Source organism: Dactylosporangium sp. NPDC000521 (assembly GCF_042898305.1).
GTDB lineage: Bacteria > Actinomycetota > Actinomycetes > Mycobacteriales > Micromonosporaceae > Dactylosporangium.
Window position 1 is genome coordinate 1,144,119 of the sequence record NZ_JBIAYW010000001.1, and the last position, 21,099, is coordinate 1,165,217.

Below are 21,099 nucleotides of genomic sequence, written 5' to 3' on the forward strand. Positions count from 1 at the left end.
GGCGAACCGGCAGCCGCGACCCGCCCGCATGCCGCATGATCACCCCCATGGACATGGACACGGCGGTCGATCTCGCCGGCCTTGCACCGGTCGAACGGAAGCTGCTCCGACTCGGCGTCATGGAGTGGGAGCGTACCGAGGGCGACAGGGACGACACCGCCCGGCTTCTGGGCTACGACAGTCGCAGCCGGCTACGATCGGACGTCCAGCGCCTCGCCGATCTCGTCGACGCGCCCGGCCCCATGACGCGCCGCGACTGCCGGCGCCTGCTGCTCGCGACCGAGTTGGCGTTCGCCAGCGAGACGCTGGGCTGGGCCCGTGACTGGGAGGCGGACACCGGCTTCACCGACCGCGACACCAGCACCGTCCTGCGCGGCATCCAGGAGAAGCTGGCCGGCATCATCCACGGCTCCGCCGAGCGCGTGTTCGTGGTCGGACCGCCGGCCCAACCGGCCTGGGAACCGATTCCGATGGATGCCGACGACATCTACTGGGAGCCGTTCCACCAGCGATTCGACTTCCGGCCCGGCATGCGATCGTGGCCCGCGATCAACGAGCCCGTGCCGTCGGTCACCATCGACCTGGCGCCGATCTTCGCCGGAAGCCACCCGGAGTTCTCCGCCGGGGCGAGCGCCGTCGGCCATCTCGCGCTGGTCGCGTTCGCGCGGGTGCTCGAGCCCGGGACGAGCGTGGTGGTGCTCGACTGGCAGCATCAGACGTACCGGTTCTGGCCGCACCTGTTCGCCTGCCAGCCGGACCAGCGGTGGCCCACGCCGGTCGTCCCCAACGGTGACTACTCCGTGTTCCTCACCGAGGACATGCGGACCGGCACATTCGGGCATCCTTGGGAGCAGACGCTCTGCGTCTTCGGCGACCGGCTGGTCTCCGCCCTGACGCCGATGCTGACGAGCTGGCTTCCGGTCAAGCGCAGCAGCCGGTAGCGCCCCAACCACCCCACAGGGGCACGGTGGCGCGGGAGGTCAGCGGCTCGTGGTGGCGGGCTCGTCGGCGTCGCTGAGGCGCCAGCTGTTCTTGCCGGCGGACTTGACCGCGTACATGGCCGCGTCGGCGCGGCGGAGCAGGTCGGCGGCGCCGCCCGGGGCATCGCTGACGGAGGCGATGCCGATGCTCGCGCCGACCCGGACCGGGTGGCCGCCGATGACGGCGTGGGCGGCGACGGCGCGCACCAGCCGGTCGGCGACCCCGGCGGCGCGCCGGCCGGTCTGCCCGGTGAGCACGACGAACTCGTCGCCGCCGAGGCGGCAGACGACCGCGTCGTCGCCGGCCTCGCGGGTCAGCCGGCCGGCGACGTCGCACAGCAGCTGGTCGCCCACCACGTGCCCGAAGGTGTCGTTCACCGCCTTGAACCCGTCCAGGTCGATGAGCAGCAGCGCGGTGTCGGCGCCCGTCGCGGTGTACCGCTCGATCGCCTCGTCGACGTGGCGGCTGAAGGAGGCCCGGTTCGCCAGGCCGGTCAGCTCGTCGTGCCACGCCTGATGCCGCAGCTGCTCGGTGAGCGCCCTGTTCTGCGCGAGCAGCCGGTTGTTCTCGTGCATCGCCGCCAGCTGGCGGGTCGCGACCAGGCCCAGCAGGATGCCGGTGCCGGCCAGGACGCCCCAGCGGCGCCAGTCCAGCCCGGGTCCGACGACGGCGACCAGCAGCCCGAACGCGGCGGCGGAGGCGGCGTACGGCAGGACGGTGAACGGCCGGTCGCGGCGGGCCAGGGGCGGCACGGTGCCGGCGACGCTCGCGTGGTGCTGCAGCACTGCCCCGGTCAACGAGGACAGCTGCGACAGCAGCAGCAGGACGGTCGGCCCGATCGGCGCTTCCTCCTGGGCGGCGGGCAGTGCGGTGGCGACGCCCGACAGCGTGATGCAGGCGGCGTAGCAGGCCAGGGTCGGGCGGGTGAGCAGGCCGGCGCCGACGAACGCCACGCGGAGCACGCCGAACCCGGCGACGAGCACCGTCACCGGCAGGGCCAGGGTCTCCGACAGCGACAGCCAGCCGTGGCCCGGGGCCCAGTGGCTGCTCACCGTGAAGTACCAGATGAACGCGGCGGTGCCGACCAGCACGATGCCGGCGTCGAGGCCGACGCGCAGCTTCTGCGACCGGCTGTGCACGACGGTCGGGTAGCGGAACACGGCGTACATGGTGAACAGGCCGGCCACCGGGTAGACCAGTTGCGCGCCGTACATCGGCACGGGCCGCCCGCTGACCGACATCGCCACCAGCGCACCGAGGTCCACGGCCATGCCGATCGCGTACACCAGCAGCGCCCGGGCCAGGCAGACCCAGAACCGGGCGGCCTCGCGCGGCAGCCCGGGGACGCGCGACGTGCGGTGCACCACGAACGTCAGCGCACCGATCAGCACGAGGTCGGCCAGGACCGTGGCAGGCCGGGAGACGACCGGCGGCAGCAGCAGCCCGGCGAGCACCGCCAGCACCGCCGTCACCACACCGGCCGGCAGCAACGCGCCGACCCCGCGAAACAGCCGCATCCTCGAGCCTCCTCTCCCCCGTCAGCTGGTCGTCGGCTGACATCGGCACCGGATGCGCCGACCTGAACCAATCCCGGCGCGCCCGGTCAGCCGGAGCCCCGGCCGGATCCGGGCGGGGCGACGCAGCGGACCTCGGTGGCGATCGCGGGTCCGTCGGACGGGGCTGCGGTGCGCACGGCCATCGACACCGCGCCAGCGTAGCGAAGTCCTGGACCTCTGGGGCCCGGCGCTTACCCGGCGCGTGAATGGGAACCAGTACCTGTAAAGGCCCTGCGGATCCGAGGAGGAGCAGATGCCAGCCGGTTCCAACGCCAAGCGTGAACGGCAGTACCAGCACATCAAGGAAAGCGTGAAGCGGCGCGGCAAGTCGACCGACGTCGCCGAGGAGATCGCCGCCCGGACGGTCAACAAGGAGCGGGCCCGCGCGGGAGAGTCCCGGACGGCGAGCCGGTCCTCGATCAACGACGTGTCGTCCGGGCATCGCGGCGGGAAGCGCTCGCACTCGGGCGCGCAAGGGCGCACGAAGGCGCAGCTGTACAACGAGGCCAAGCAGCGCAACATCAAGGGGCGCTCCGCCATGAGCAAGGCCGAGCTGGAGAAGGCGCTGTCCCGCTGAGCGGCGCGCCGTGGTGACGCCGAAGATCTGGGAGGAGGGCGCCGTGCCCACGGCGCCCTCCCCGGCTATGCCGTCCTCGACGCCGGCGGCGCGGTGCGGCCGGTGGGCCGCGGGGTGAGGATGAGCTGCTGCTGGCGGCGCCCGCTGCCCAGCATCCAGGCCCAGTTGGCGAGGACGCCGAGGCTCACCGGTCGCTCCCGTCGAGGGTGATGACGACCTTGACGTCCTCGTCGGTGGCGGTGAACGCCTCCGACGCCCGCTCCAGCGGCACCCGGCGGGTGATGAGCCGGCCGAGCCATTCCAGGTCGGCCTTGGCCAGCGCGTCCGCGGCCGCGGCGTAGTGGCCGAGGTTGGCGTTCACCGAGCCGACCATCACGTCGTTCTCCAGGACGATCTCCCGGTTGAGGTCGCCGGCGTCCACGGTGAGGCGATGCCCGGCCGCGGAGACGCCGGTGAGGCAGACGATCCCGTACGGTGCGGTGCCCGCCAGCGCGCCGAACACCACCGGCCCGGCGCCGGTCGCTTCGACGACCACGTCGGGGCGCAGGCCTGACATGACCGTGTCGATCGGTTCGTGGTGGTACACGGCGCCGAGGTCGTGGACCAGTCCCGGCTTCGGACCGGCGGTGACGCGGTCCAGCACGTGCACGTCGAGCCCGCGCTGCGCGCCGAGCAGCGCGGCCAGCAGGCCGATCGGCCCGGCGCCGGTGACCAGCACGGTCTTCGGCTCGAACCACGCGCGGGCACCGACCCTCTCGATCTCGTCCCACGCCTTCGCGACCACGCTCGTCGGCTCCAGCAGCACGCCCACGCCGGCCAGGCGAGCGGCGAGCTTCACCGCGTAGCCGGCCTCGACGGTCCACGCCTCGCTGGCGTACCCGTCGAGCTGCTTGATGCCGCGTTCGGTGTACTGGCCGTTGCGGCACATGTCGAACTGCCCGTGCGCGCAGGCACCGCACGGCACCGGGTCCGGCCGGCGCACCACGCCGACCACCAGGTCGCCGGTCGCGAAGTCGCTGCCGGGCGGAGCGTGCCGGACCCGGCCCAGGGATTCGTGGCCGATCACCAGCCGCTGCCGGTCCGGCGGCGCCCACCCGTACGCTCCCTGGGCGATCTCCTTGTCGGTGCCGCACACGCCGACGGCCAGCCCGTCGACGAGCAGTTCGTCGTCCCCCGGCTCCGGGTCGGGGGCGTCGGTCACGGCGAGGGACTGCCGTTGCCGCGGGATGACGGTCAGGGCACGCATTGGGTGCTCACCTCCAGGGTGGGCCGGGCCGTGTGCAGGTCGCCGAGCAAACCATGGCCCTCGATCCGCGACGCCACGGCCGCCTCCTCGCGTGTCGATGGTGCCCGCTGTCCCGTCGAATACCCGTGCACGGTGCATCTACGCACGGTGCACGAGATTTCCCGGACCGGGCACACCCGCCGACGCGGGATCTACCTGGATCCTGAGCGCGACACCGGCTGGCCGGCGAGGTCCCGGATCAGCACGCTCAGCGGGCCATCGGGATCGGCCGCGGGTACCCGTGGGCGCCCGCGGCCTCGGAGCGAAGGGCTCATCGGCCTCCCAATGTGGCCGGTCAGTGCTTGGCGCGCGGGTGCCGATCGGCGGCGGCCGGCGGTGTCGCGGCGCCACACTCCCGGCAGTGCCCACTGCCGGCCGCCGGCGTGGCCGCGGCCGAACCGTCCGGTGCGGCAGACAGGCCGCCGCCGTGCTCGCAGATGAGTGCCGCCATCGGCGTCGCCATGCCAGTCGCCCCTCCACGCGCCGTCGCCGGCGGCACGCGCGATCGCGGGCCGGTGTGGGCCCTGCCGACCGGCACACCCCAGATGCTTGCATGGATGCAATGAACTGCGAAGAAACGCTACCGCACGGCTGCGGTGGTGTACAGCGCCGTTCAGGCCGCGCGGCGGCGGCCGGGGGCGGACGGCGCCGGCCAGGTGCCGGGCCCTCGGGTCGCAGACTCCTCCCACCGCTGCCACCACTGCGCGTCGGGGACCTCGCCCGCCGCGGCCGCGACGGCACGCATCGCGGCGACGGTCCGCTTCGAGACCGTCACACCCGCCGACCCGACCAGCTCCTCCAGCGCCCGGCGGCGGGCCACCATGATGGTCCCGACCAGGTCCTTGCCGGCCTCGGTCAGGCACAGCCAGATCGGCCTGAGGTCGTCCTCCCGGTGGAACCGCTGCACCAGCCCGCGCCGCACGAGCCGGTCACACATCCGCGTGACGGTCGACGGCGCCACGTCCAGCTCGCGGGCGACGTCGACGCTGCGCTGCGGGCCGCTGGACGCGAGGAACACCAGCGTCCGGTACTGCGGCACGGTCACCTCGGCGTCGAGCTGGCTGAGGTTCCTCGCGGCCAGGGCGACCATCGCCCGGCTGACGGACACCAGGACATCGACGAAAGCGCCGTCGGGCTCGGTGGGGCTTTCCACGGTTCGCGCCACAGCGCAATGATCGCACGCCGAGCCGGCCATGCTCGGATGCCTCAGCGGGGCGCGAGCGGGTGCATCGCCCGCAACGGCACGGGGTGTGCGCTGATCCCGGCTTCGGGGTCGGCGGCGTACAGCCGGTCCGCGGCGACGGCCACCGCGAGCGGCGCGCCGGACAGGGCGACGACGTGCCGGGGTGAGCCGGTGAGCAGGTCCCATACCGTGAGCGTGGTCCCGGTCGCGGCGGCCAGCACCGCGCGGCCGTGCAGGACCCCGACCGCGGGCGCGCTCAGGGATTCCACGCTCTCCGGCAGGGCCGGACCGACCGGCCGGCGCAGGGCCAGGTCGAGGACGCGGTACTCCTGCCAGTCGGTCTTCACCAGCAGTGCCGGTCGCCGGCCGAGCGCCCACGGACCCCAGCGGTAGCCCCGCACGAACGCGGGCGGCACGACCGGCCGGCCGCTGATCGCGTCCCACAACCAGCGGCGCCAGTCGGTCCCCGGCGAGTCGTCGTCGTCCGGCTCCAGCCAGGCGTACGCCCGGCCGGCCACCGCGACGAGCTCCTCCACCCGCCAGCCGTCCGGCGCGCTCCACGGTGCCCGGAGCGCTTCGCCGGTGCGCAGGTGGTGGTAGTGGACGCGCCGCCAGTCGCTGCTGAGCACCGCCGGCCGCCCGGCCACCACGGCCGCCGCCACGGTGTGGACGCCGTCGCCGTCCGGCTCGAACCGGTCGAGCAGGACCGGGCCGCCGAGGGTGAGCCGGTGCACGGTGCAGTCGGAGCCGCGGCCGCGGACGATCGAGTACGCCTCGCCGTCCGCCTCGAACGTCGACAGATTCGTGTCGGGGTGGGAGAAGCACCAGTCGTAGGGCATCGGCCACCCACCGAGCAGCCGGCCCGTGTCCGCCTCGTGCAGCGTGCAGGCCGTGGCCTGATCGACCGTGCTGAACATGCCCGCGAGGACGACCACGCCGCCGGCCGTGGCCGTCCGCAGGGCGCCGAAGTCCCACGTCCGCACCCGACGCATCGTACGGAGCCCCGGCCGGCGTTCACTCCTGCACGCCCCTGTGCGCTGCTCCCGTCGATCAGGTCGAGGATCGTCTCGTCGTCAGGCGTCGGGTGCCTGGAGGAGCCCGTGTACGGGTCGGGCGTGGGCGAGCACCTCGCGCACGTGCAGGTCGTCGTCCAGGACGACGATGTCGGCGGCCTTGCCAGGGGTGAGGCTGCCGGTGCGGTCGGCCATGCCCAGGAGGGTGGCCGGGGTGGTGGCCGCGGATCGGGCGACGTCGGTGATGGGCAGGCCGGTGACGTGGACCGCGTGGCGCACCGCCGCGTCCATGGTGAGGATGCTGCCGGCCAGGGTGCCGTCAGTGAGGCGTACGCTGCCGCCTTCGGCGATGACGGGCACCGGGCCGAGCCGGTAACTGCCGCTGGTCATTCCCGCGGCGGGAGTCGCGTCGGTCACGAACGCGACGCGGTCCGGACCGGCCGCGTCGACCGCGATGCGCACGGCGTCATCGTGGACGTGGACGCCGTCGTTGATGATCTCGCAGGTGACGGCCGGGTTGGCCAGGGCCGCACCAGCGGGGCCGGGGTCACGGTGGTGGAACTGCCGCATGGCGTTGAACAGGTGGGTGGCCAGCCGCGCACCGCCGGCGAACGCGTCACGGGCCTGGACGTACGTCGCCTCGGTGTGCCCGACAGCGGCGATGGCACCGGCCTCGACCACCTGGTTGAGCAGTTCCATCCCGCCGGGCAGCTCGGGCGCGAGCGTGACGACACGGATGTGGCCGCGCCCGGCTTCCAGGAGTTGCCGCAGCGCGGCCGGGTCCGGCGGGAGCAGGAACTCGTGGTGGTGCGAGCCGCGCTTGGCGGGATTCAGGAACGGGCCCTCCAGGTGGATGCCGACGACTCCGGGCTCCCCGGCATCGATCATCGCGGCGAGGGTGGTGACCGCGGCGACCATGCGGTCCAGGCGGTCGGTGACGAGGCTGGCCAGAGTCCGGGTGGTGCCGTGCCGACGGTGGAAGGTGACTGCCTGCCGGATCTCGGCGGGGTCGTCGGTGGTGATCTGGGCACCGCCGCCGCCGTGCATGTGCAGGTCGATGAAGCCGGGCAGCAGCCACCCGCCCTCCAGGTCCACCGACCGGCCGGCAGCGGGTGGACGACCTCGGCCCACCGCTCTGATGAGACCGCCGGCGATGCTCACCCATCCCGGGTCGAGAACAGCCGTGGGCGTGACGACGCGGCATCCGGTCAGGGTGAGCACCGTTTCACCTTAGGATGCCAGCGTCGCCCACCTACCGACGCCCCCAGCCGGGGTTGATCATTCCCTCACGCCGATGTGGTCCATCGGGGAGGCGCGCAGCAGGCGGCCGATCGGCAGGACCGTGGTCGTGAGGCCGAGCAGCGCGGTCCCGGCGATCACGGTGGACCAGCCGAGCGGCGGGACGTACGGCAGCGACGCGCCGGTCACGGCGCGGACCACCGTCGTCAGGGTCGCCAGGGCGATCCCGGCGCCGAGGAGGACCGCGACGCCGAGGAGACCGGCCTGCTCGGCGTGGACCATCCGCTTCAGCTGGGCGCGGGTGACGCCGGCGAGGCGCAGGACCGCGAGCTCGCGGCGGCGGGCGAGGGCCGCGATGACCATCGTGTTGGCGGCCGCGAGCGCGGCGTAGCCGACCATGACGCCGACGAGCAGCCGGTTGAGCCAGGCGCTGACGGCGAGGTCGGCGGCGAGCTGCCGGGTCTGGCCGCCGGTGGCGACCAGCGCGCTGCCGGGGTGCCGGGTGGTGAGCGCCGACAGGTCCGCCGGGCCCGAGGTGCTGATGAGGACCTCGTCGTCGACGTCGCGGGCGGTGTGCCCGGCGACCGTGTCACGGGTCAGGGTGATGTCGCCGAAGCCGAGGCCGCGCTCGTAGACGGCGACGAGCCTGAGCCGCACCGGTGTACCGTCGCCGAGCCACAGCGAGACCGTGTCGCCGACGTCCCAGCCGTGGGTCGACGCCCTGATCGACGATGCGGCCATGGTACCGGCGGACAGCGACGCCAGGTCGCCCTGCCGCACCCGTAGGTCCATTGTGGAGTCCAGGTCCGGCCCGGAGACCGCCTGGGCGCCGACCGTCTCCGCGCCGTCGAGGAACTTCACGATGACGGACGTCCGCCGTACCGACGTGGCGGCCCGGACTCCAGGGATCCTCCGCGCGTCGTCGGCGACGCCGGCGGGCAGCCCGGCCGGGGAGACCAGGGCCTGCGAGGCGCGCAGGCCGTCCCGGCGCTGGGCGACGGTCTGCCGCTCGAGGTTGTCCTGCAGGAACCACACGGATCCGCCGAGCCCGATCGACAGCACCAGGGCGGTGAGCACGGCGGCCATGCCGCGCGCGTTCGCCTTCAGGTTGGCGGTCGCGAGGTACCCGCTGCTCCCCCACACCGTCCGCAGCACCGGTGCCAGGAACTGTGCGGCGGCCCGGTTGATCCAGGGTGCGAGGAGGCCAACGGCGATCACGAACAGGTACAGCATCCCCACCGCGGCGGTGAGGGCCGCCTGACCGCCGGTGCCGAGCGTGACCGCACCGGACGATCCCGCGCCGGCCAGCGCGACGAGGCCGCTCACCAGGCGCACCTTGCCGCTGCGGGGTGGCTCGACCGACACCTCCCCCAGCGCCTCGACGGGACGGATCGCGGTGACGCGCCGGGCGGCGATCAGCGCCGACAGCACGGCGGCGAGGGTGGTGACGCCGGCGGCCGCAACCGTGGTGAGCACGCCGCCGGCGATCGGGAACGTCGCGGGGACGAAGCCGCGGCCGACGAGCTCCGCCCGCACCCACCGGGTCGCGAGCAGGCCGGCGGGCAGGCCGGCCGCGACGCCGGCGAGACCCACCACGGCCGCCTCAGCCATGATCATCCGGCGGACCTGGGCGGGGGTCGTGGCGACGGCACGCAGCAGCGCCAGGTCGCGGCGGCGGTGCCGCACCGACAGCCCGACGGTGGCGGCGACGACGAACACGATCAGCAGCGCGACGTACCCGCCGAACCCCGCGCCGGCCTGGATGAGCAGGTCCCGCGCGTCGAGGTCGGCGGACCCCTCGACCAGGCCCCGGTCCCCGCCGGTTTAGACCTTCGCGCCCGCTTCGGCCGCGACCCCGCGCACCGCCGCCTTGAGGGTGGCCTTGTCCGCGCCGGGCCGCGCCACGACCCCGATGACGGCGACCCGTCCTGGGTGTGGCGACAGCGTCGCGGCGTGCGCGTCGGTGAAGAAGACCGCAGGTGCCGGCCCGTCGACGACGCCGCTGACCCGGTACGCCCGGGCGACCCCACCGACGACCAGGCTCGTCTGCTGTCCAGGTGCCAGGCCGAGCCGCCGGTCGGCCGCGATCTGGTCGGCGGCGGCCGGCGGTGCGCCGTCGACGATCCGGTACGGCGTCAGGGCGGCCGCGGACCAGCCGTGTCCCGTAGCGCCGGGCAGGCCGACCGGCACGGCGTCGTCGGCGGCAACCGTGGCGACGCCGGCGAGCCCGCGGATCCGCTCGATCAGCTCGGCCGGGACCGTCCCGCCTTCGGGCAGCCATACCGTCGACCGGACGACCTCACCGTCGAAATCCTTGGTGCTGATGGTGAGGTCGCGATGCGCGACCACGACGTCGGCGGCCGCGTATCGAACCGGGTCCGGCCGGTACCGCAGCCCGGACTCGACCAGCGCACCCATCGCCATCAGGATCATGACGCCCGCGGCGAGGGCGACAAAGGTAGCGACCGCCGGACCGGGCCGGTGCCGCAGCATCCGCAATGCGAGCGCGGTCATGCCGCCACCTCCGCTTCGCTCCGGCGTCGTCCCGACCCAACACTGCGATGGCGATTCGCGGCTCCTCCGCTGTGCTCCGGCCCGCTCATGCCGCCACCGCCCGGCGGCGGCCCAGCGACGCCAGCTGCTCGGCGATGCGCTCCACGCCCGGCTGCGGCAGGTCGCGCACGATCCGGCCGTCGGCGAGCACCAGGACCCGGTCGGCGTACGAGGCGGCCACCGGGTCGTGCGTCACCATCACGACCGTCTGCCGGTGCTCGTCGACGACGGCGCGCAGCAGGCTGAGCACGTCCGCCGCGGTCTCGGTGTCCAGCGCACCGGTCGGCTCGTCGCAGAAGATCACCTCGGGGCGGGTGGCGAGGGCCCGGGCGATCGCGACCCGCTGCTGCTGCCCGCCGGACAGCGCGGACGGCCGGTGGTGCAGGCGTTCCCGCAGCCCGACCCGGTCGACCACGTGGTGCAGCCACGGCTGGTCCGGGCGCCCGCCCGACAACCGCAGCGGCAGCACGATGTTCTCCTGCACCGTCAGCGCGTTGACGAGGTTGAACGCCTGGAACACGAAGCCGATCCGGTCGCGGCGCAGCTTCGTCAGCTTCGTCTCCGACAGGCCGGACAGCTCCGTGCCGCCGATCCAGACCCGTCCGGACGTGGCCCGGTCCAGGCCGGCCGCGGTCTGCAGCAGCGTGCTCTTGCCGGAGCCGGACGGCCCCATCACCGCCGTGAACGTGCCCCGGTCGAACTGCACGTCGACACCGGCGAGCGCGGCGACGGCCTGCGCCCCCGACCCGTATGTGCGGGTCAACTGTTCGACGCGGACGGCCGCGCCGGTGTTCTGCCCAACCTTCAAATCCATACCGGCGACGCTATGGCGGCGCCGGCCCATGATCGATCCAGCGTGCTGGCGAACCGTGGTACAGCAGGCTGTACTCCCCCGTGCTCATCCCGTGTTCACCCCAGGCGCCGGGTGTCCTCCAGGTGCCGCAGGACCGCCGTCACCCGCCGGTCGGCGCGGTCGTCGGGCGCGAGGCCGAGCTTGGCGAAGATGCTGCGGATGTGCTTGTGCACGGCCCCTTCGGTGACGAACAGCCGCTCCGCGATCGCCGTGTTGCCGAGGCCCTCGGCCATCAGGGCGAGCACGTCGCGCTCCCGCGGGCTGAGCAGGTTCAGCGTGCTGTCGGGGCGGGTGCGGGCGAAGAGCTGGCCGACCACCTCCGGGTCGATCGCGGTGCCACCGCCGGCGACGCGGTGCAGCGCCTCGAGGAACTCCTCGACCCGGCCGACCCGCTCCTTGAGCAGGTAGCCGAGCCGCACCGCTCCCCCGGCGAGCAGGTCGGTGGCGAACGCCTGCTCCACGTACGCCGACAGCACCAGCACCGCGAGGTCCGGGTGGCGGCGCCGCGCCTCGACGGCGGCCACGATGCCCTCGTCGGTGTGGGTCGGCGGCATGCGGACGTCGACGATCGCGACGTCGGGCCGGTGCTCGTCCACCGCGGCCAGGAACGTGTCCGGCGCTCCGGTGGTGGCGACCACGTCGAGCTGCTCGGCCCGCAGCAGCATGGCCAGGCCTTCCCGCAGCAGGGCGTCGTCCTCGGCGATCACGATCCGCACGGCAGCTCCACATGTATCGTCGTCGGCCCACCGGGTGGGCTGGTCAGGGTGAACCGGCCGTCGTGGGCCTCGACCCGCCGGCGGATGCCGCCGATCCCGGAGCCGCGGCCCTCGTCGGCGCCGCCGTGGCCGTCGTCGGCCACCGACACGTGCAGCCGATCGGTCCTTCTCGTGACGGTGACGGCAGCGGTACTGGCGCCGCTGTGCCGGGCGACGTTGGTCAGCGCCTCGGCGACCACGAAGTACGCCGTCGCCTCGACCGATGCCGCGCACCTCCCCGGCACGTCCACGGCCACGGTGCACGGCACGCCGCTGCCGGCGGCCAGGCCGTCGAGCGCGCCGGCGAGCCCGCGGTCGTCGAGCACCGGCGGCAGGATCCCGCGCACGACGGTGCGCAGCTCCGCGAGCGCGAGCTCGGCGGCGTCGTGGGCCCGGTCCAGGACCTCCGCCGCCAGCGCCGGATCGCGGGCGAGGGCCCGCCGGGCGGCGCCGAGCAGCACGGTGACCGCGACCAGCCGGTTCTGCGCCCCGTCGTGCAGCGACCGTTCGATGCGGCGCAGCTCGACCGCGTGCGCGTCGAGGGCGGCCGCGCGGGTGGCGGTGAGCTCCGCGATCCGCAGCGACATGTCCACGTCGCGCGGCGGCGCCAGCCACCGCCGTCCCGGCGCCGCCTGCCAGCGGGCGATCCTGGGGCCGAGCGCGACGGACACGGCGAGCCAGCCGACGCCCATGAGCGCGACGGCGAGGGCGTCGGGCAGCCCGTCGATGCGCCAGGTGACGTAGCCGGGGCCGCCCGCGTCCGGCGGCAGCGCCCAGTAGTACAGCGGGAACAGCAGGTACTGCACCGCCGACAACGGCAGCGCGAGCCCGAGCATGCCCAGCGCGAACCCGCCCGTGCCGTGGATGGCGACGAACGCGGCATCGCGCCGGACCCAGGGGTCGCGCACGGCGTCGCGCAGGCCGGCCGGCACCGGCGGCGGCGACGGCAGGACGGCGTCCCACCGCGACAGCCGGGCCCGCTCCCGGTCAGCCGCCCACCGGGCCGCCTTCAGCGCCGACGGGACAACCAGCAGGCCGATGCCGGCCAGCGACGCGACCGCCGTGACGAACAGCAGCAGGAACGCGCCAAGGGCCAGGATCGCCGTGCCGAGCCCGCCGACGACGCGTTCGAGCGCGTCGACGGACGCGCGCACCCGTTCCCGGACGTACTGCCGCACCGTGCCCCCTTCCGGCCTCCCGGCAGGAACGATAGGCGACGGCTGGGCTGATCAGCCGTTCGCGGTCCGGAAAGTACAGCCTGCTGTACCCGCACCGGCGCGCTGGCTGGATCGCCTGCGAGCGCCCGGCTGCATAGCGTTGCCGGTATGACCGATCGTTACCGCATCGCCTCCGCCGACGCCCCCTCCGACGTTCCCGCCGACGCTCCTGAGCGCCGCGGCATGCTCCGCCCCGTCCTGTGGCTGGTGCTGGTGCTCAGCGCCGCGACCAACGCCACCATGTCCGGCATCGGCGCCAACCCGTTCGTCGGCGCCGCCTTCGGGATGGTCACCCTCGCCTGCGCGACCGCGCTGGTCGTCAACCACTACCGCCACCGCCGTCGCTGACCCTCACAGCACCGGTCCAGCGGGGCGGTCAGCAGCCGGTCGCGGTGACGGCGCCGGTGGCGTCGAGCGTGATGCCGTTCGCGGCGGCCGGTTCCGCGTTCAGGTAGCCCGCCGTCACCAGGTCGTCGACCGTCGCCGGCTTCGTGTTCTCGTTCGCGACGTACGCCTGGTAGGCGATCTCGACGGTCTGCTTCTCGGCCTTGCAGGCGACCGCCCGGCCCTTGCCGGTGAGGCCGCTGACCGAGGAGGCGGCGATGCCGCCGAGTGCGCCGAGCACGACACCGACGACGAGCAGCTCGTTGAGCGTTGAGCCGGCCTCCGGTCGCAGCCGGAGCGCCTGGATACGGCGACGAAGCACGAAGTTTTCTCCATCAGGGGTGCGGGACGAACGGCCGCGGTGACGAGGCGACCGGAGGTGCCCGCCCAGGCGACCACGTCTTGGCGCCATCGCGTGATCCGCTGGCCCGTCGACCGGCGTCGGAGCGAAACGGTAGCGGTTCGGTTGCAGGTTCCTTGTCAACCGGTCGACCTCGCTGCACGCGCCCACCGGCCGACACCGCTGGTCCTTTCAGCGGTCCGTTGCGGAGGCAGGGCCGGTGGAGGCGCGGACGATCAGCCGGGTCGGCAGGGACGTACGGGTGCCGCCGGGGCGCTCGCGGTCGTTGAGCAGGTCGGCGAGCAGGTCGATGCCGGCCCGGCCGCACTGGTCCTTCGGCTGGCTGACGGTGGTCAGGGCGGGGGTGACCAGGGCCGAGGCCGGGATGTCGTCGAAGCCGACGATGCTCACGTCACCGGGCACGGTCACGCCCCGGGCGCCGAAGCGGCTGGCGAGACCGAGTCCGATCAGGTCGTTGTACGCGATGACCGAGGTGACGCCGGCGGCCAGGACCAGGTCGGCGACGGCGACGCCGCCCTCGAAGTCGGGTGACACGTTGCCCGCCTCGACCACCTCCAGGCCCAGGCCGGCCGCGCCGGCCCGCACGGCGCGCAGGCGCTCCCGGTTGACCCACGACGTGCGGGGCCCGGCGACGTAGGCGACCCGGCGGTGGCCCAGCGCGGCGAGGTGCGCGAGCGCCTGGCGGACGCCGTCGGCGTTGTCGAAGATGATCGACGGCAGCTGGCCGACCCGGCGGTTGAGCAGCACCACCGGCAGGTCGCCGCAGACGGAACGTAACTCGTCGTCGCCGGCGCGGGGTGCGCACAGCACGAAGCCGTCGACCTGCTTGGTCAGCGTCCGGATGAGGTCCAGCTCGGTGGCGGGTCCCTCGTCGGAGTCGGCCAGCAGCACCGCGAGCCCGAACTCCCGGGACCGGCGCTGGGCGGCCTTGACGATGCCGGCGAACAGCGGGTTGGCGATGTCGGGCACCAGGAAGCCGATGGTGCCGGTGCGCCCGGTGCTCAGCCCCCGGGCGATCCGGTTCGGCTCGTAACCGAGCTGCGCGACGGCCCGCTCCACCCGTTCCCGGGTCGCGGGCCGCACCTGGCCCGGCGCGGCGAGGGCGCGGGACACCGACGACTGGGAGACCCCGGCGAGCCGGGCGACGTCCTTGATCGTCGCCGCCATCCGCAGCTCCTCACATCGCTCTGGAAGCGGTTCCAGATCTTGTCAGTTCGTCGACGATAGCACGACGACCATCGATGTGAAATCGGTCTATTGCAAGGTATTGACAGAACTCACTGCGGCGGACCACTGTGGGAACCGTTTCCGGTGCGCTCCAACCGCCAACCCGCCCGGAGACCCAATTCGCCGCGCGCGCTGTTGCGCACACCCCACCGTCACAAGCGCAACGGATTCGCCCGCACCTGTCGAGGAGAGTCGATGCGATGAAGAGAAGGAACGTGCTCGGCCTGGCCGCCGGGCTGTCGATCGGCGCCGTCGCCGCCGGGCCGGGCCGGGCCGTCGCGGCCGTCGGGGAACAGCTCGGCAACTACGCGTCCCACCTGACCGACGCCCGCAGCGTCACCGTCACCAGCACCACGGGACAGCGGTTGCGGATCACCGCGTACGGCAACCAGATCGTCCGGGTCCGTGCGATCCGCAGCGGGGAGACGTTCTTCGCCGACACCCGCTACGAGATGGTGGTGCCCGTCAACCACGCGGGCATGGGCGGCACCCTGACCGTCACCGACGCCGGCACCAGCCTGACCATCGTCACCGGCGCGGCGGACGGCATCCGGATCGTGCTGCAGAAGAACCCGCTGCGGCTGGAGTTCTACCACCGCGGCACCGGGGCGCTGCTGGCGAAGGAGGACGCGACCCGCAGCATCACCTGGGGCGGCACCAACAACAGCGTCGTCACCGAGGCCTTCGTCCCGCCGCCCGCCGACGAGCACTTCGTCAAGGCGGGGCACGGGCTGTACGGGCGCTCCCCCAGGGTCGACCGCACCGGCGACGTCGTGTCGCACAACTACGGCACCGTCCGCTCCGACCAGGCTCCCGCGATCGTGCCGCTGTACCTGTCCACCAAGGGCTACGGCGTCTTCTTCAACACGACCTTCGACACCACCTTCGCCTTCGCCAACGGCACCGCCAGGGACTACGCGTTCTCCGCCGACGACCACAACACCGCCGGCGTGCGGCCGCAGCTGGACTACTTCCTCATCAACGGCCCGGAGTTCGCGAAGCTGCTTGACCGCTACACCCAGCTGACCGGACGGCCGCGCCTGCCGCAGCTGGCCATCTTCGGGCTGCACATGTCGGACAAGAACTTCCCCGACGTCAGCGACCAGAACTGGTGGCGGACGAAGATCACCCAGCACCGCAACGCCGGCTACCCGTTCGACCACCACGTCAACGACAACCGCTGGCGCAACGGCACCGGCGCGTGGGGCGGCTCGTGGTTCGAGTTCAGCCCCACACGATGGCCGGACCCCGCCGGATACCAGGCGTGGGCAGCCGAGAACGGCGTCACGATGACGCTGGACTACAACCGCAACAACTCCAACCTCATGGCCGGCTGGGTCGGCGGTCCGCCGCCCGGCTACAGCTTCAAGGCAGCAGACCTCACCGGGGTGGCCGACAGCGGCTCGGTGCCCGACTGGACCAACCCCGCGACCCGCGCCTGGGTGTGGAACGTCTTCTGGACCAAGGCCCTGAACCCGGCGCTGCACTTCCCCGGCGACGGGCTGTGGCTCGACGAGACCGACGAGCTGGGCCCGATCCCGTTCAACGCCGACTCCGCGAGCGGCAAGAAGTGGTCGGAGCTGCGCAACGCGTACTTCTTCTACCTGCACAAGGGCGTCGGCGAGGAGGGCTGGGACCCGCAGGCGGCCGGCCACATCGGCACCGCGAAGCGCCCCTGGACGTGGAGCCGCGGCGCGTCGGCCGGGCAGCAGCGCTACGGCCACTACTGGACCGGCGACATCGCCTCCACCTACGACGAGATGCGCCAGCAGATCCGGGGGATGCTGGTCGGCGGGCTGGGCGGCTTCCCCTTCTCCAACATCGACGGCGGCGGCTTCCACGGCCAGACCGGCGGCCTGATCCCCGAGCCGTTCTACCGCAACTGGACGGCCGCCTGGTCGAGCCTGTCGCCGATCTGGCGGCCGCACAGCGGGGCCAGCACCACGTCGCAGGGGGCGGTCGCCTCCCGCTGGCCGCTCGACCAGAGCGCGGTCATCCAGGCGGACTTCCGCAAGTACGGGGAGCTGCGGTACACGCTGCTGCCGTACATCTACAGCATCGCCCACGAGGCGAGCACCACCGGGATGCCGATGGCCCGGGCGATGGTCATCGACTACCAGAACCGGCCGAACGCCTACTCGCACGACCTGCAGTACATGTGGGGGCCGTCGCTGCTCGTCGCGCCGGTGACGCAGGACGGCGGGGCGACCCAGAACGTGTGGCTGCCCGCCGGCGCCACCTGGTACAACTTCTGGGCCGACATCAGGCACGTCGGCACCGACGCCGCCGACCTGCCCTACGTCACGTACACCGGCGAGATCATCCTCTTCGTGAAGGCGGGCGCGATCCTGCCGAAGTACCAGTACGCGCAGAGCACCGCCTACCTGAACAAGCGGCAGCTGGAGATGGAGGTGTACGCCGGCGCGGACGGCACGTTCAACCTGGTGGAGGACGACGGCGTCACCGAGGCGCACCGCGTCTCCGGCGCCAGGAGCGTCACCACCCTGACCTGGACCGACGCCGCGACCAGGACCGTCATCAGGCACCCGCAGGGCACGTACGACGGCGCACCCACCACGCGCCGCTACATCGTGCGCGTCCACGGCCTGACCGCTCCGGTCGGCATGCGGGTCAACGGCGGTGCCACCCTGCCGTCCTGCAGCACCGAGGCGACGGCGATCACCAGCGGCGGCGGCACGGTGTGGGACTCCGCCCGGAAGATCCTGTCGGTCGTCACCGCGTCGATCCCGGTCATCACCGGCGGCGGCGTGGCGGCCACGGTCGAGCCGAGCGGCGCGGCCTTCCCGGCCGTCACGGGCGGCACCGCGTACCCGGCGGAACGGGCCCTGCTCAGCGGCGCCGTCATCGACACCCGCCACGCGGACTACACCGGGACGGGCTTCGTCGACTTCGCCGACACGTCGGCCAGCGGCGCCTACGTCCAGTGGACCGTCAACGTGCCCACCGCGGGCACCAGGACGCTGACGTTCCGGTACGCCCACGGCGGCACCGCCAACCGACCCCTCGCCATCTCGGTCAACGGCACAGTCGTGAACGGCGCCCTGGCGTTCAACCCGACCGGCTCCTGGGACACCTGGAGCACCACCTCGTTCACCGCGTCCCTGCCCGCCGGCAGCCAGGTCACCGTCCGGGCGACCACGACCGGCGCCAACGGGGCGAACATCGACAGCCTGACCATCACCTGAGCCGCGACCCCTGTGTCCGGCGGACCCGTCACGGTCCGCCGGACACAGGGCGGGCGGATCGTTCAGCGGCCGTACGTCTCGAGCAGGCGCAGCCACACCTCGCTGACGGTCGGGAACGCGGGGACGGCGTGCCACAGCCGGTCCAGCGGCACCTCACCGACGACCGCGACCGTCGCGGCGTGCAACAGCTCAGCGACGTCCGGGCCGACGACCGTGATGCCGGCGATCACCTGCCGGTCCTCGTCGACGACCATCCGCGCCCGCCCCTCGTAGCCGTCGGCGTGCAGCGCCGATCCCGCGACGGCGGCCAGGTCGTGGTCGACGACCCGGATCCGCAGGCCGGCGGCCGTGGCGGCGGCCGCGGTCAGGCCCACCGACGCGACCTCCGGGTCGGTGAAGACGACCTGCGGCACGGCCCGCTCGTCAGCCGTGGCGACATGCCGGCCCCACCGGGCGTCCTCGACGGTCTCGCCCTTGGCGCGGGCCACGATGACGTCGCCGACCGCGCGGGCCTGGTACTTGCCCTGGTGGGTCAGCAGCGCGCGGTGGTTGACGTCACCGGCGGCGTACAGCCAGCCGCCCGCCCCTTCCACCCGCAGCGTGTCGTCGACGGTCAGCCAGCCACCGGGCTTCAGTCCGATCCGGTCGAGGCCGATGTCCTGCGTGTTCGGCGTGCGGCCGACGGCGACCAGGAGCTCGTCGGCGTCGACCCGCTCCCCGTCGGTCAGGGTGACGCGCACCGTGCCGTCGGCACCGCGGTGCACCGACGCCGCCTCGGCACCGATCCGGACCGACGCGCCGACCTCCCGCAACGACGCCGTCACCAGCTCGCCGGCGAACGGCTCGGCCGCCGGCAGGACCCCGTCACGGGCGAGCACCGTCACGACGGACCCGAGGCTCGCGAACGCCGTCGCCATCTCCACGGCGACCACGCCACCGCCGATGACGGCGAGCCGGCCGGGAATCTCGCTCGCCGCGGCCGCCTCCCGGCTCGTCCAGGGCGCCGCCTCGCGCAGACCGGCGAGGTCGGGGACCAGCGCGCCGCTGCCGGTCGCGACGACGACCGCGTGCCGGGCGGTGAGCCTGGTCGTGGTGCCGTCCGGGCCGGCCACCTCGACGACCCGATCCTCGCTGATCCGCCCTTGTCCGCGGTACAGCGCGATCCCGGCCGACTCGAGCCAGGCGACCTGCCCGTCGTCCTTCCAGTTCGAGGCGAACGCGTCGCGGCGGCGCAGGACGGCGGCCGCGTCGAGGCCGCCGGTCACCGCCTCGCGCGCGCCGGCCAGGCGCCGGGCCGCCCGGAGCGCGGTCCCGCTGCGCAGCAACGCCTTGGTCGGCATGCAGGCCCAGTACGAGCACTCGCCGCCGACCAGCTCCCGCTCGACGACGGCGGCGGTCAGGCCGCCCCGCACGACCCGGTCGGCGACGTTCTCCCCGACCGGCCCGGCACCGATGACGACGACGTCAAACGTGGTGTCAGCCATGTCAGCTCGCCTTCGCGGCGCGGCCGAGGCGGATGGCGGAGATGAGGAAGAAGACGGCACCGGGGATGGCGTACCCGATGGCGTTGGTCAGCACCGGGTCGTCCGCGGCGGCACCGGCGACGAACGAGCCGCCGGCCAGCACGGAGATGCCACCGCTGATGATCATCGGCCATTGGCCGCCCATCCGGCGGCGGGTGACGCCCACGATCAGCTGGACGAGCCCGGCCACGACCGCCCACACACCCCAGACGCGCAGGACCGCCGGGATGCCGTCCGCGCCGGCGAAGACCAGGCCGGCGGCGGCGAGCAGGCTGACGGCGACGTTCACGTAGAGCAGCGCCGGCGAGCCGGTGGCGCGGGTGGCGCGGGCGTCGACGACGGCCGCGGCCACGTCGAACAGCGGGTAGAGCACCAGCAGCGTCCTGGCGAGCGGGCCGAGGTGGTCAGCGGTCGTGAACATCACGAGGGCCCAGACGATGGCGAACGCGAAGCGGACGAAGTACAGCCTCCGCAGGGCGGACGCCGTCGTCGAGATGCCGGGCGCGGTGAGGGTGGTCATGGAGCTTCCTTCTTCCCAAGGGAGAACGAACGTTCTGTCTCGCTCAGCGTGCAGCCTTCGCGAAGGCCTGTCAAGACCGAACGTTCTATCTCTAAGATGGACCCATGGCACTGGGCGGAGTCTCCGAGGCACGGCAGCGGCTCCTGGTCACCGCGGCCGGGATCTTCTACCGGGAAGGCATCCACTCGGTCGGCGTCGACCGGATCATCAGCGAGGCGAAGGTGACCCGGGCCACGTTCTACCGGCACTTCCCCGGCAAGGAGGATCTCGTCCTCGCCTACCTGCAGGCGGCCGACCAGGAGATCCGGGGCCAGGTGGACGCGGCCCTGAGCGCCGGCCTCCCGGCACCCGACGCGCTCCGCGCCGTCGCGGCGTCGATCGCCGCGGGCATCCAGTCAGACGGCTTCCGCGGCTGCGCCTTCCTGAACGCCGCGGCCGAGTACCCGGACCCTGGCCACCCCGTGCACCAGGCCGTGCTGGCACACCGGCAGTGGTTCCTCGACACGGTCACCGCCCTGATGGGCAGCGACCCTCCCGCCCGGCGATTCGTCATGCTCCGCGACGGCGCCATGGCGGCCGGCTGCCTGTCCGACCGCGCGCTGATCTGCGACACCTTCCTCCGCGGCGTCGACGACCTCATCCGGGCGCACACGTCCTGAGCGTGCC

General features: G+C 73.4%; 20 protein-coding genes. 5 read left to right on the forward strand and 15 right to left on the reverse strand.

What is annotated here, in order from left to right; genetic code table 11:
• Positions 1-47: 47 nt before the first annotated feature.
• A complete protein-coding gene (locus ACFY3L_RS05540; RefSeq protein ID WP_389318998.1) occupies positions 48-941 on the forward strand; it encodes a DUF2716 domain-containing protein in 894 nt (297 codons plus the stop codon).
• A 39-nt stretch (positions 942-980) separates the two neighbouring features.
• On the opposite strand, the gene ACFY3L_RS05545 is transcribed toward ACFY3L_RS05540, so the two are convergent.
• A complete protein-coding gene (locus ACFY3L_RS05545; RefSeq protein WP_389319000.1) occupies positions 981-2,498 on the reverse strand; it encodes a diguanylate cyclase domain-containing protein in 1,518 nt (505 codons plus the stop codon).
• 292 nt (positions 2,499-2,790) lie between these two features.
• On the opposite strand from ACFY3L_RS05545, the gene ACFY3L_RS05550 reads away from it, so the two are divergent.
• Positions 2,791-3,114, forward strand: a complete 324-nt coding sequence (locus ACFY3L_RS05550) for a plasmid stabilization protein (RefSeq protein WP_389319002.1) — start codon at positions 2,791-2,793, stop codon at positions 3,112-3,114.
• A gap of 65 nt (positions 3,115-3,179) precedes the next feature.
• Here ACFY3L_RS05550 and ACFY3L_RS05555 read toward each other — a convergent pair whose 3' ends face one another.
• From ACFY3L_RS05555 to ACFY3L_RS05600, 10 genes are all read right to left on the reverse strand, one after another.
• On the reverse strand, positions 3,180-3,302 hold the full coding sequence (locus ACFY3L_RS05555; RefSeq protein WP_389319004.1) for a hypothetical protein: 123 nt from the start codon (positions 3,300-3,302) through the stop codon (positions 3,180-3,182).
• Positions 3,299-4,360, reverse strand: coding sequence for a glucose 1-dehydrogenase (locus ACFY3L_RS05560; protein WP_389319006.1), 1,062 nt, complete (start codon positions 4,358-4,360; stop codon positions 3,299-3,301). Before ACFY3L_RS05560 ends, ACFY3L_RS05555 begins: the two co-directional genes overlap by 4 nt.
• 652 nt (positions 4,361-5,012) lie before the next feature.
• Positions 5,013-5,564: a MarR family winged helix-turn-helix transcriptional regulator gene (locus tag ACFY3L_RS05565; RefSeq protein ID WP_389319008.1), complete on the reverse strand. Its 552-nt coding sequence runs from the start codon at positions 5,562-5,564 to the stop codon at positions 5,013-5,015.
• A 41-nt stretch (positions 5,565-5,605) separates the two neighbouring features.
• Positions 5,606-6,565 carry a hypothetical protein gene (locus ACFY3L_RS05570; protein WP_389319010.1) on the reverse strand — a complete coding sequence of 320 codons (960 nt, stop codon included), beginning with the start codon at positions 6,563-6,565 and terminating at the stop codon, positions 5,606-5,608.
• Positions 6,566-6,655: 90 nt separating this feature from the next.
• On the reverse strand, positions 6,656-7,816 hold the full coding sequence (gene nagA / locus ACFY3L_RS05575) for an N-acetylglucosamine-6-phosphate deacetylase (protein ID WP_389319012.1): 1,161 nt from the start codon (positions 7,814-7,816) through the stop codon (positions 6,656-6,658).
• A gap of 57 nt (positions 7,817-7,873) precedes the next feature.
• Positions 7,874-9,640: an FtsX-like permease family protein gene (locus ACFY3L_RS05580; RefSeq protein WP_389319167.1), complete on the reverse strand. Its 1,767-nt coding sequence runs from the start codon at positions 9,638-9,640 to the stop codon at positions 7,874-7,876.
• 18 nt (positions 9,641-9,658) lie between these two features.
• Positions 9,659-10,348: an ABC transporter permease gene (locus tag ACFY3L_RS05585; RefSeq protein ID WP_389319014.1), complete on the reverse strand. Its 690-nt coding sequence runs from the start codon at positions 10,346-10,348 to the stop codon at positions 9,659-9,661.
• 85 nt (positions 10,349-10,433) lie between these two features.
• The gene (locus ACFY3L_RS05590) at positions 10,434-11,201 is read right to left on the reverse strand and encodes an ABC transporter ATP-binding protein (protein ID WP_389319016.1); all 768 of its coding nucleotides are present in this window, start codon (positions 11,199-11,201) and stop codon (positions 10,434-10,436) included.
• 95 nt (positions 11,202-11,296) lie between these two features.
• Positions 11,297-11,956, reverse strand: coding sequence for a response regulator (locus tag ACFY3L_RS05595; RefSeq protein WP_389319018.1), 660 nt, complete (start codon positions 11,954-11,956; stop codon positions 11,297-11,299).
• A complete protein-coding gene (locus ACFY3L_RS05600; protein WP_389319019.1) occupies positions 11,944-13,173 on the reverse strand; it encodes a sensor histidine kinase in 1,230 nt (409 codons plus the stop codon). The genes ACFY3L_RS05595 and ACFY3L_RS05600 overlap by 13 nt, the downstream gene beginning before the upstream one ends.
• Before the next feature lie 147 nt (positions 13,174-13,320).
• Between ACFY3L_RS05600 and ACFY3L_RS05605 the strand changes: the two genes are divergently transcribed.
• Positions 13,321-13,560, forward strand: coding sequence for a hypothetical protein (locus ACFY3L_RS05605; protein WP_389319021.1), 240 nt, complete (start codon positions 13,321-13,323; stop codon positions 13,558-13,560).
• Between the two features lie 28 nt (positions 13,561-13,588).
• Here the strand turns inward: ACFY3L_RS05605 and ACFY3L_RS05610 are convergent, their stop codons facing one another.
• A complete protein-coding gene (locus ACFY3L_RS05610) occupies positions 13,589-13,918 on the reverse strand; it encodes a competence type IV pilus major pilin ComGC (protein ID WP_389319023.1) in 330 nt (109 codons plus the stop codon).
• Positions 13,919-14,128: 210 nt separating this feature from the next.
• Positions 14,129-15,124: a LacI family DNA-binding transcriptional regulator gene (locus ACFY3L_RS05615; RefSeq protein WP_389319025.1), complete on the reverse strand. Its 996-nt coding sequence runs from the start codon at positions 15,122-15,124 to the stop codon at positions 14,129-14,131.
• A 260-nt stretch (positions 15,125-15,384) separates the two neighbouring features.
• Between ACFY3L_RS05615 and ACFY3L_RS05620 the strand changes: the two genes are divergently transcribed.
• Positions 15,385-18,390 (forward strand): TIM-barrel domain-containing protein, encoded by a 3,006-nt coding sequence (locus ACFY3L_RS05620; protein WP_389319027.1) that lies wholly within the window; start codon positions 15,385-15,387, stop codon positions 18,388-18,390.
• A gap of 62 nt (positions 18,391-18,452) precedes the next feature.
• Here ACFY3L_RS05620 and ACFY3L_RS05625 read toward each other — a convergent pair whose 3' ends face one another.
• Entirely contained in the window at positions 18,453-19,874 is a 1,422-nt protein-coding gene (locus tag ACFY3L_RS05625) for a dihydrolipoyl dehydrogenase family protein (protein ID WP_389319029.1), read from the reverse strand.
• A 1-nt stretch (position 19,875) separates the two neighbouring features.
• A complete protein-coding gene (locus ACFY3L_RS05630) occupies positions 19,876-20,433 on the reverse strand; it encodes a hypothetical protein (protein ID WP_389319031.1) in 558 nt (185 codons plus the stop codon).
• A 104-nt stretch (positions 20,434-20,537) separates the two neighbouring features.
• Here ACFY3L_RS05630 and ACFY3L_RS05635 point away from each other — a divergent pair, with 104 nt between their 5' ends.
• Positions 20,538-21,092 (forward strand): TetR/AcrR family transcriptional regulator, encoded by a 555-nt coding sequence (locus ACFY3L_RS05635; protein ID WP_389319033.1) that lies wholly within the window; start codon positions 20,538-20,540, stop codon positions 21,090-21,092.
• Positions 21,093-21,099: the final 7 nt, after the last annotated feature.

What these genes read in the sequence shown, in the direction of transcription:
- ACFY3L_RS05540 (WP_389318998.1), top strand. Translation starts at nt 48, where the DNA reads ATGGACATGGACACGGCGGTCGATCTCGCCGGCCTTGCACCGGTCGAA.
- ACFY3L_RS05545 (WP_389319000.1), bottom strand. Translation starts at nt 2,498, where the DNA reads ATGCGGCTGTTTCGCGGGGTCGGCGCGTTGCTGCCGGCCGGTGTGGTG.
- ACFY3L_RS05550 (WP_389319002.1), top strand. Translation starts at nt 2,791, where the DNA reads ATGCCAGCCGGTTCCAACGCCAAGCGTGAACGGCAGTACCAGCACATC.
- ACFY3L_RS05560 (WP_389319006.1), bottom strand. Translation starts at nt 4,360, where the DNA reads ATGCGTGCCCTGACCGTCATCCCGCGGCAACGGCAGTCCCTCGCCGTG.
- ACFY3L_RS05585 (WP_389319014.1), bottom strand. Translation starts at nt 10,348, where the DNA reads ATGACCGCGCTCGCATTGCGGATGCTGCGGCACCGGCCCGGTCCGGCG.
- ACFY3L_RS05590 (WP_389319016.1), bottom strand. Translation starts at nt 11,201, where the DNA reads ATGGATTTGAAGGTTGGGCAGAACACCGGCGCGGCCGTCCGCGTCGAA.
- ACFY3L_RS05605 (WP_389319021.1), top strand. Translation starts at nt 13,321, where the DNA reads ATGACCGATCGTTACCGCATCGCCTCCGCCGACGCCCCCTCCGACGTT.
- ACFY3L_RS05615 (WP_389319025.1), bottom strand. Translation starts at nt 15,124, where the DNA reads ATGGCGGCGACGATCAAGGACGTCGCCCGGCTCGCCGGGGTCTCCCAG.
- ACFY3L_RS05620 (WP_389319027.1), top strand. Translation starts at nt 15,385, where the DNA reads ATGAAGAGAAGGAACGTGCTCGGCCTGGCCGCCGGGCTGTCGATCGGC.
- ACFY3L_RS05625 (WP_389319029.1), bottom strand. Translation starts at nt 19,874, where the DNA reads ATGGCTGACACCACGTTTGACGTCGTCGTCATCGGTGCCGGGCCGGTC.
- ACFY3L_RS05630 (WP_389319031.1), bottom strand. Translation starts at nt 20,433, where the DNA reads ATGACCACCCTCACCGCGCCCGGCATCTCGACGACGGCGTCCGCCCTG.
- ACFY3L_RS05635 (WP_389319033.1), top strand. Translation starts at nt 20,538, where the DNA reads ATGGCACTGGGCGGAGTCTCCGAGGCACGGCAGCGGCTCCTGGTCACC.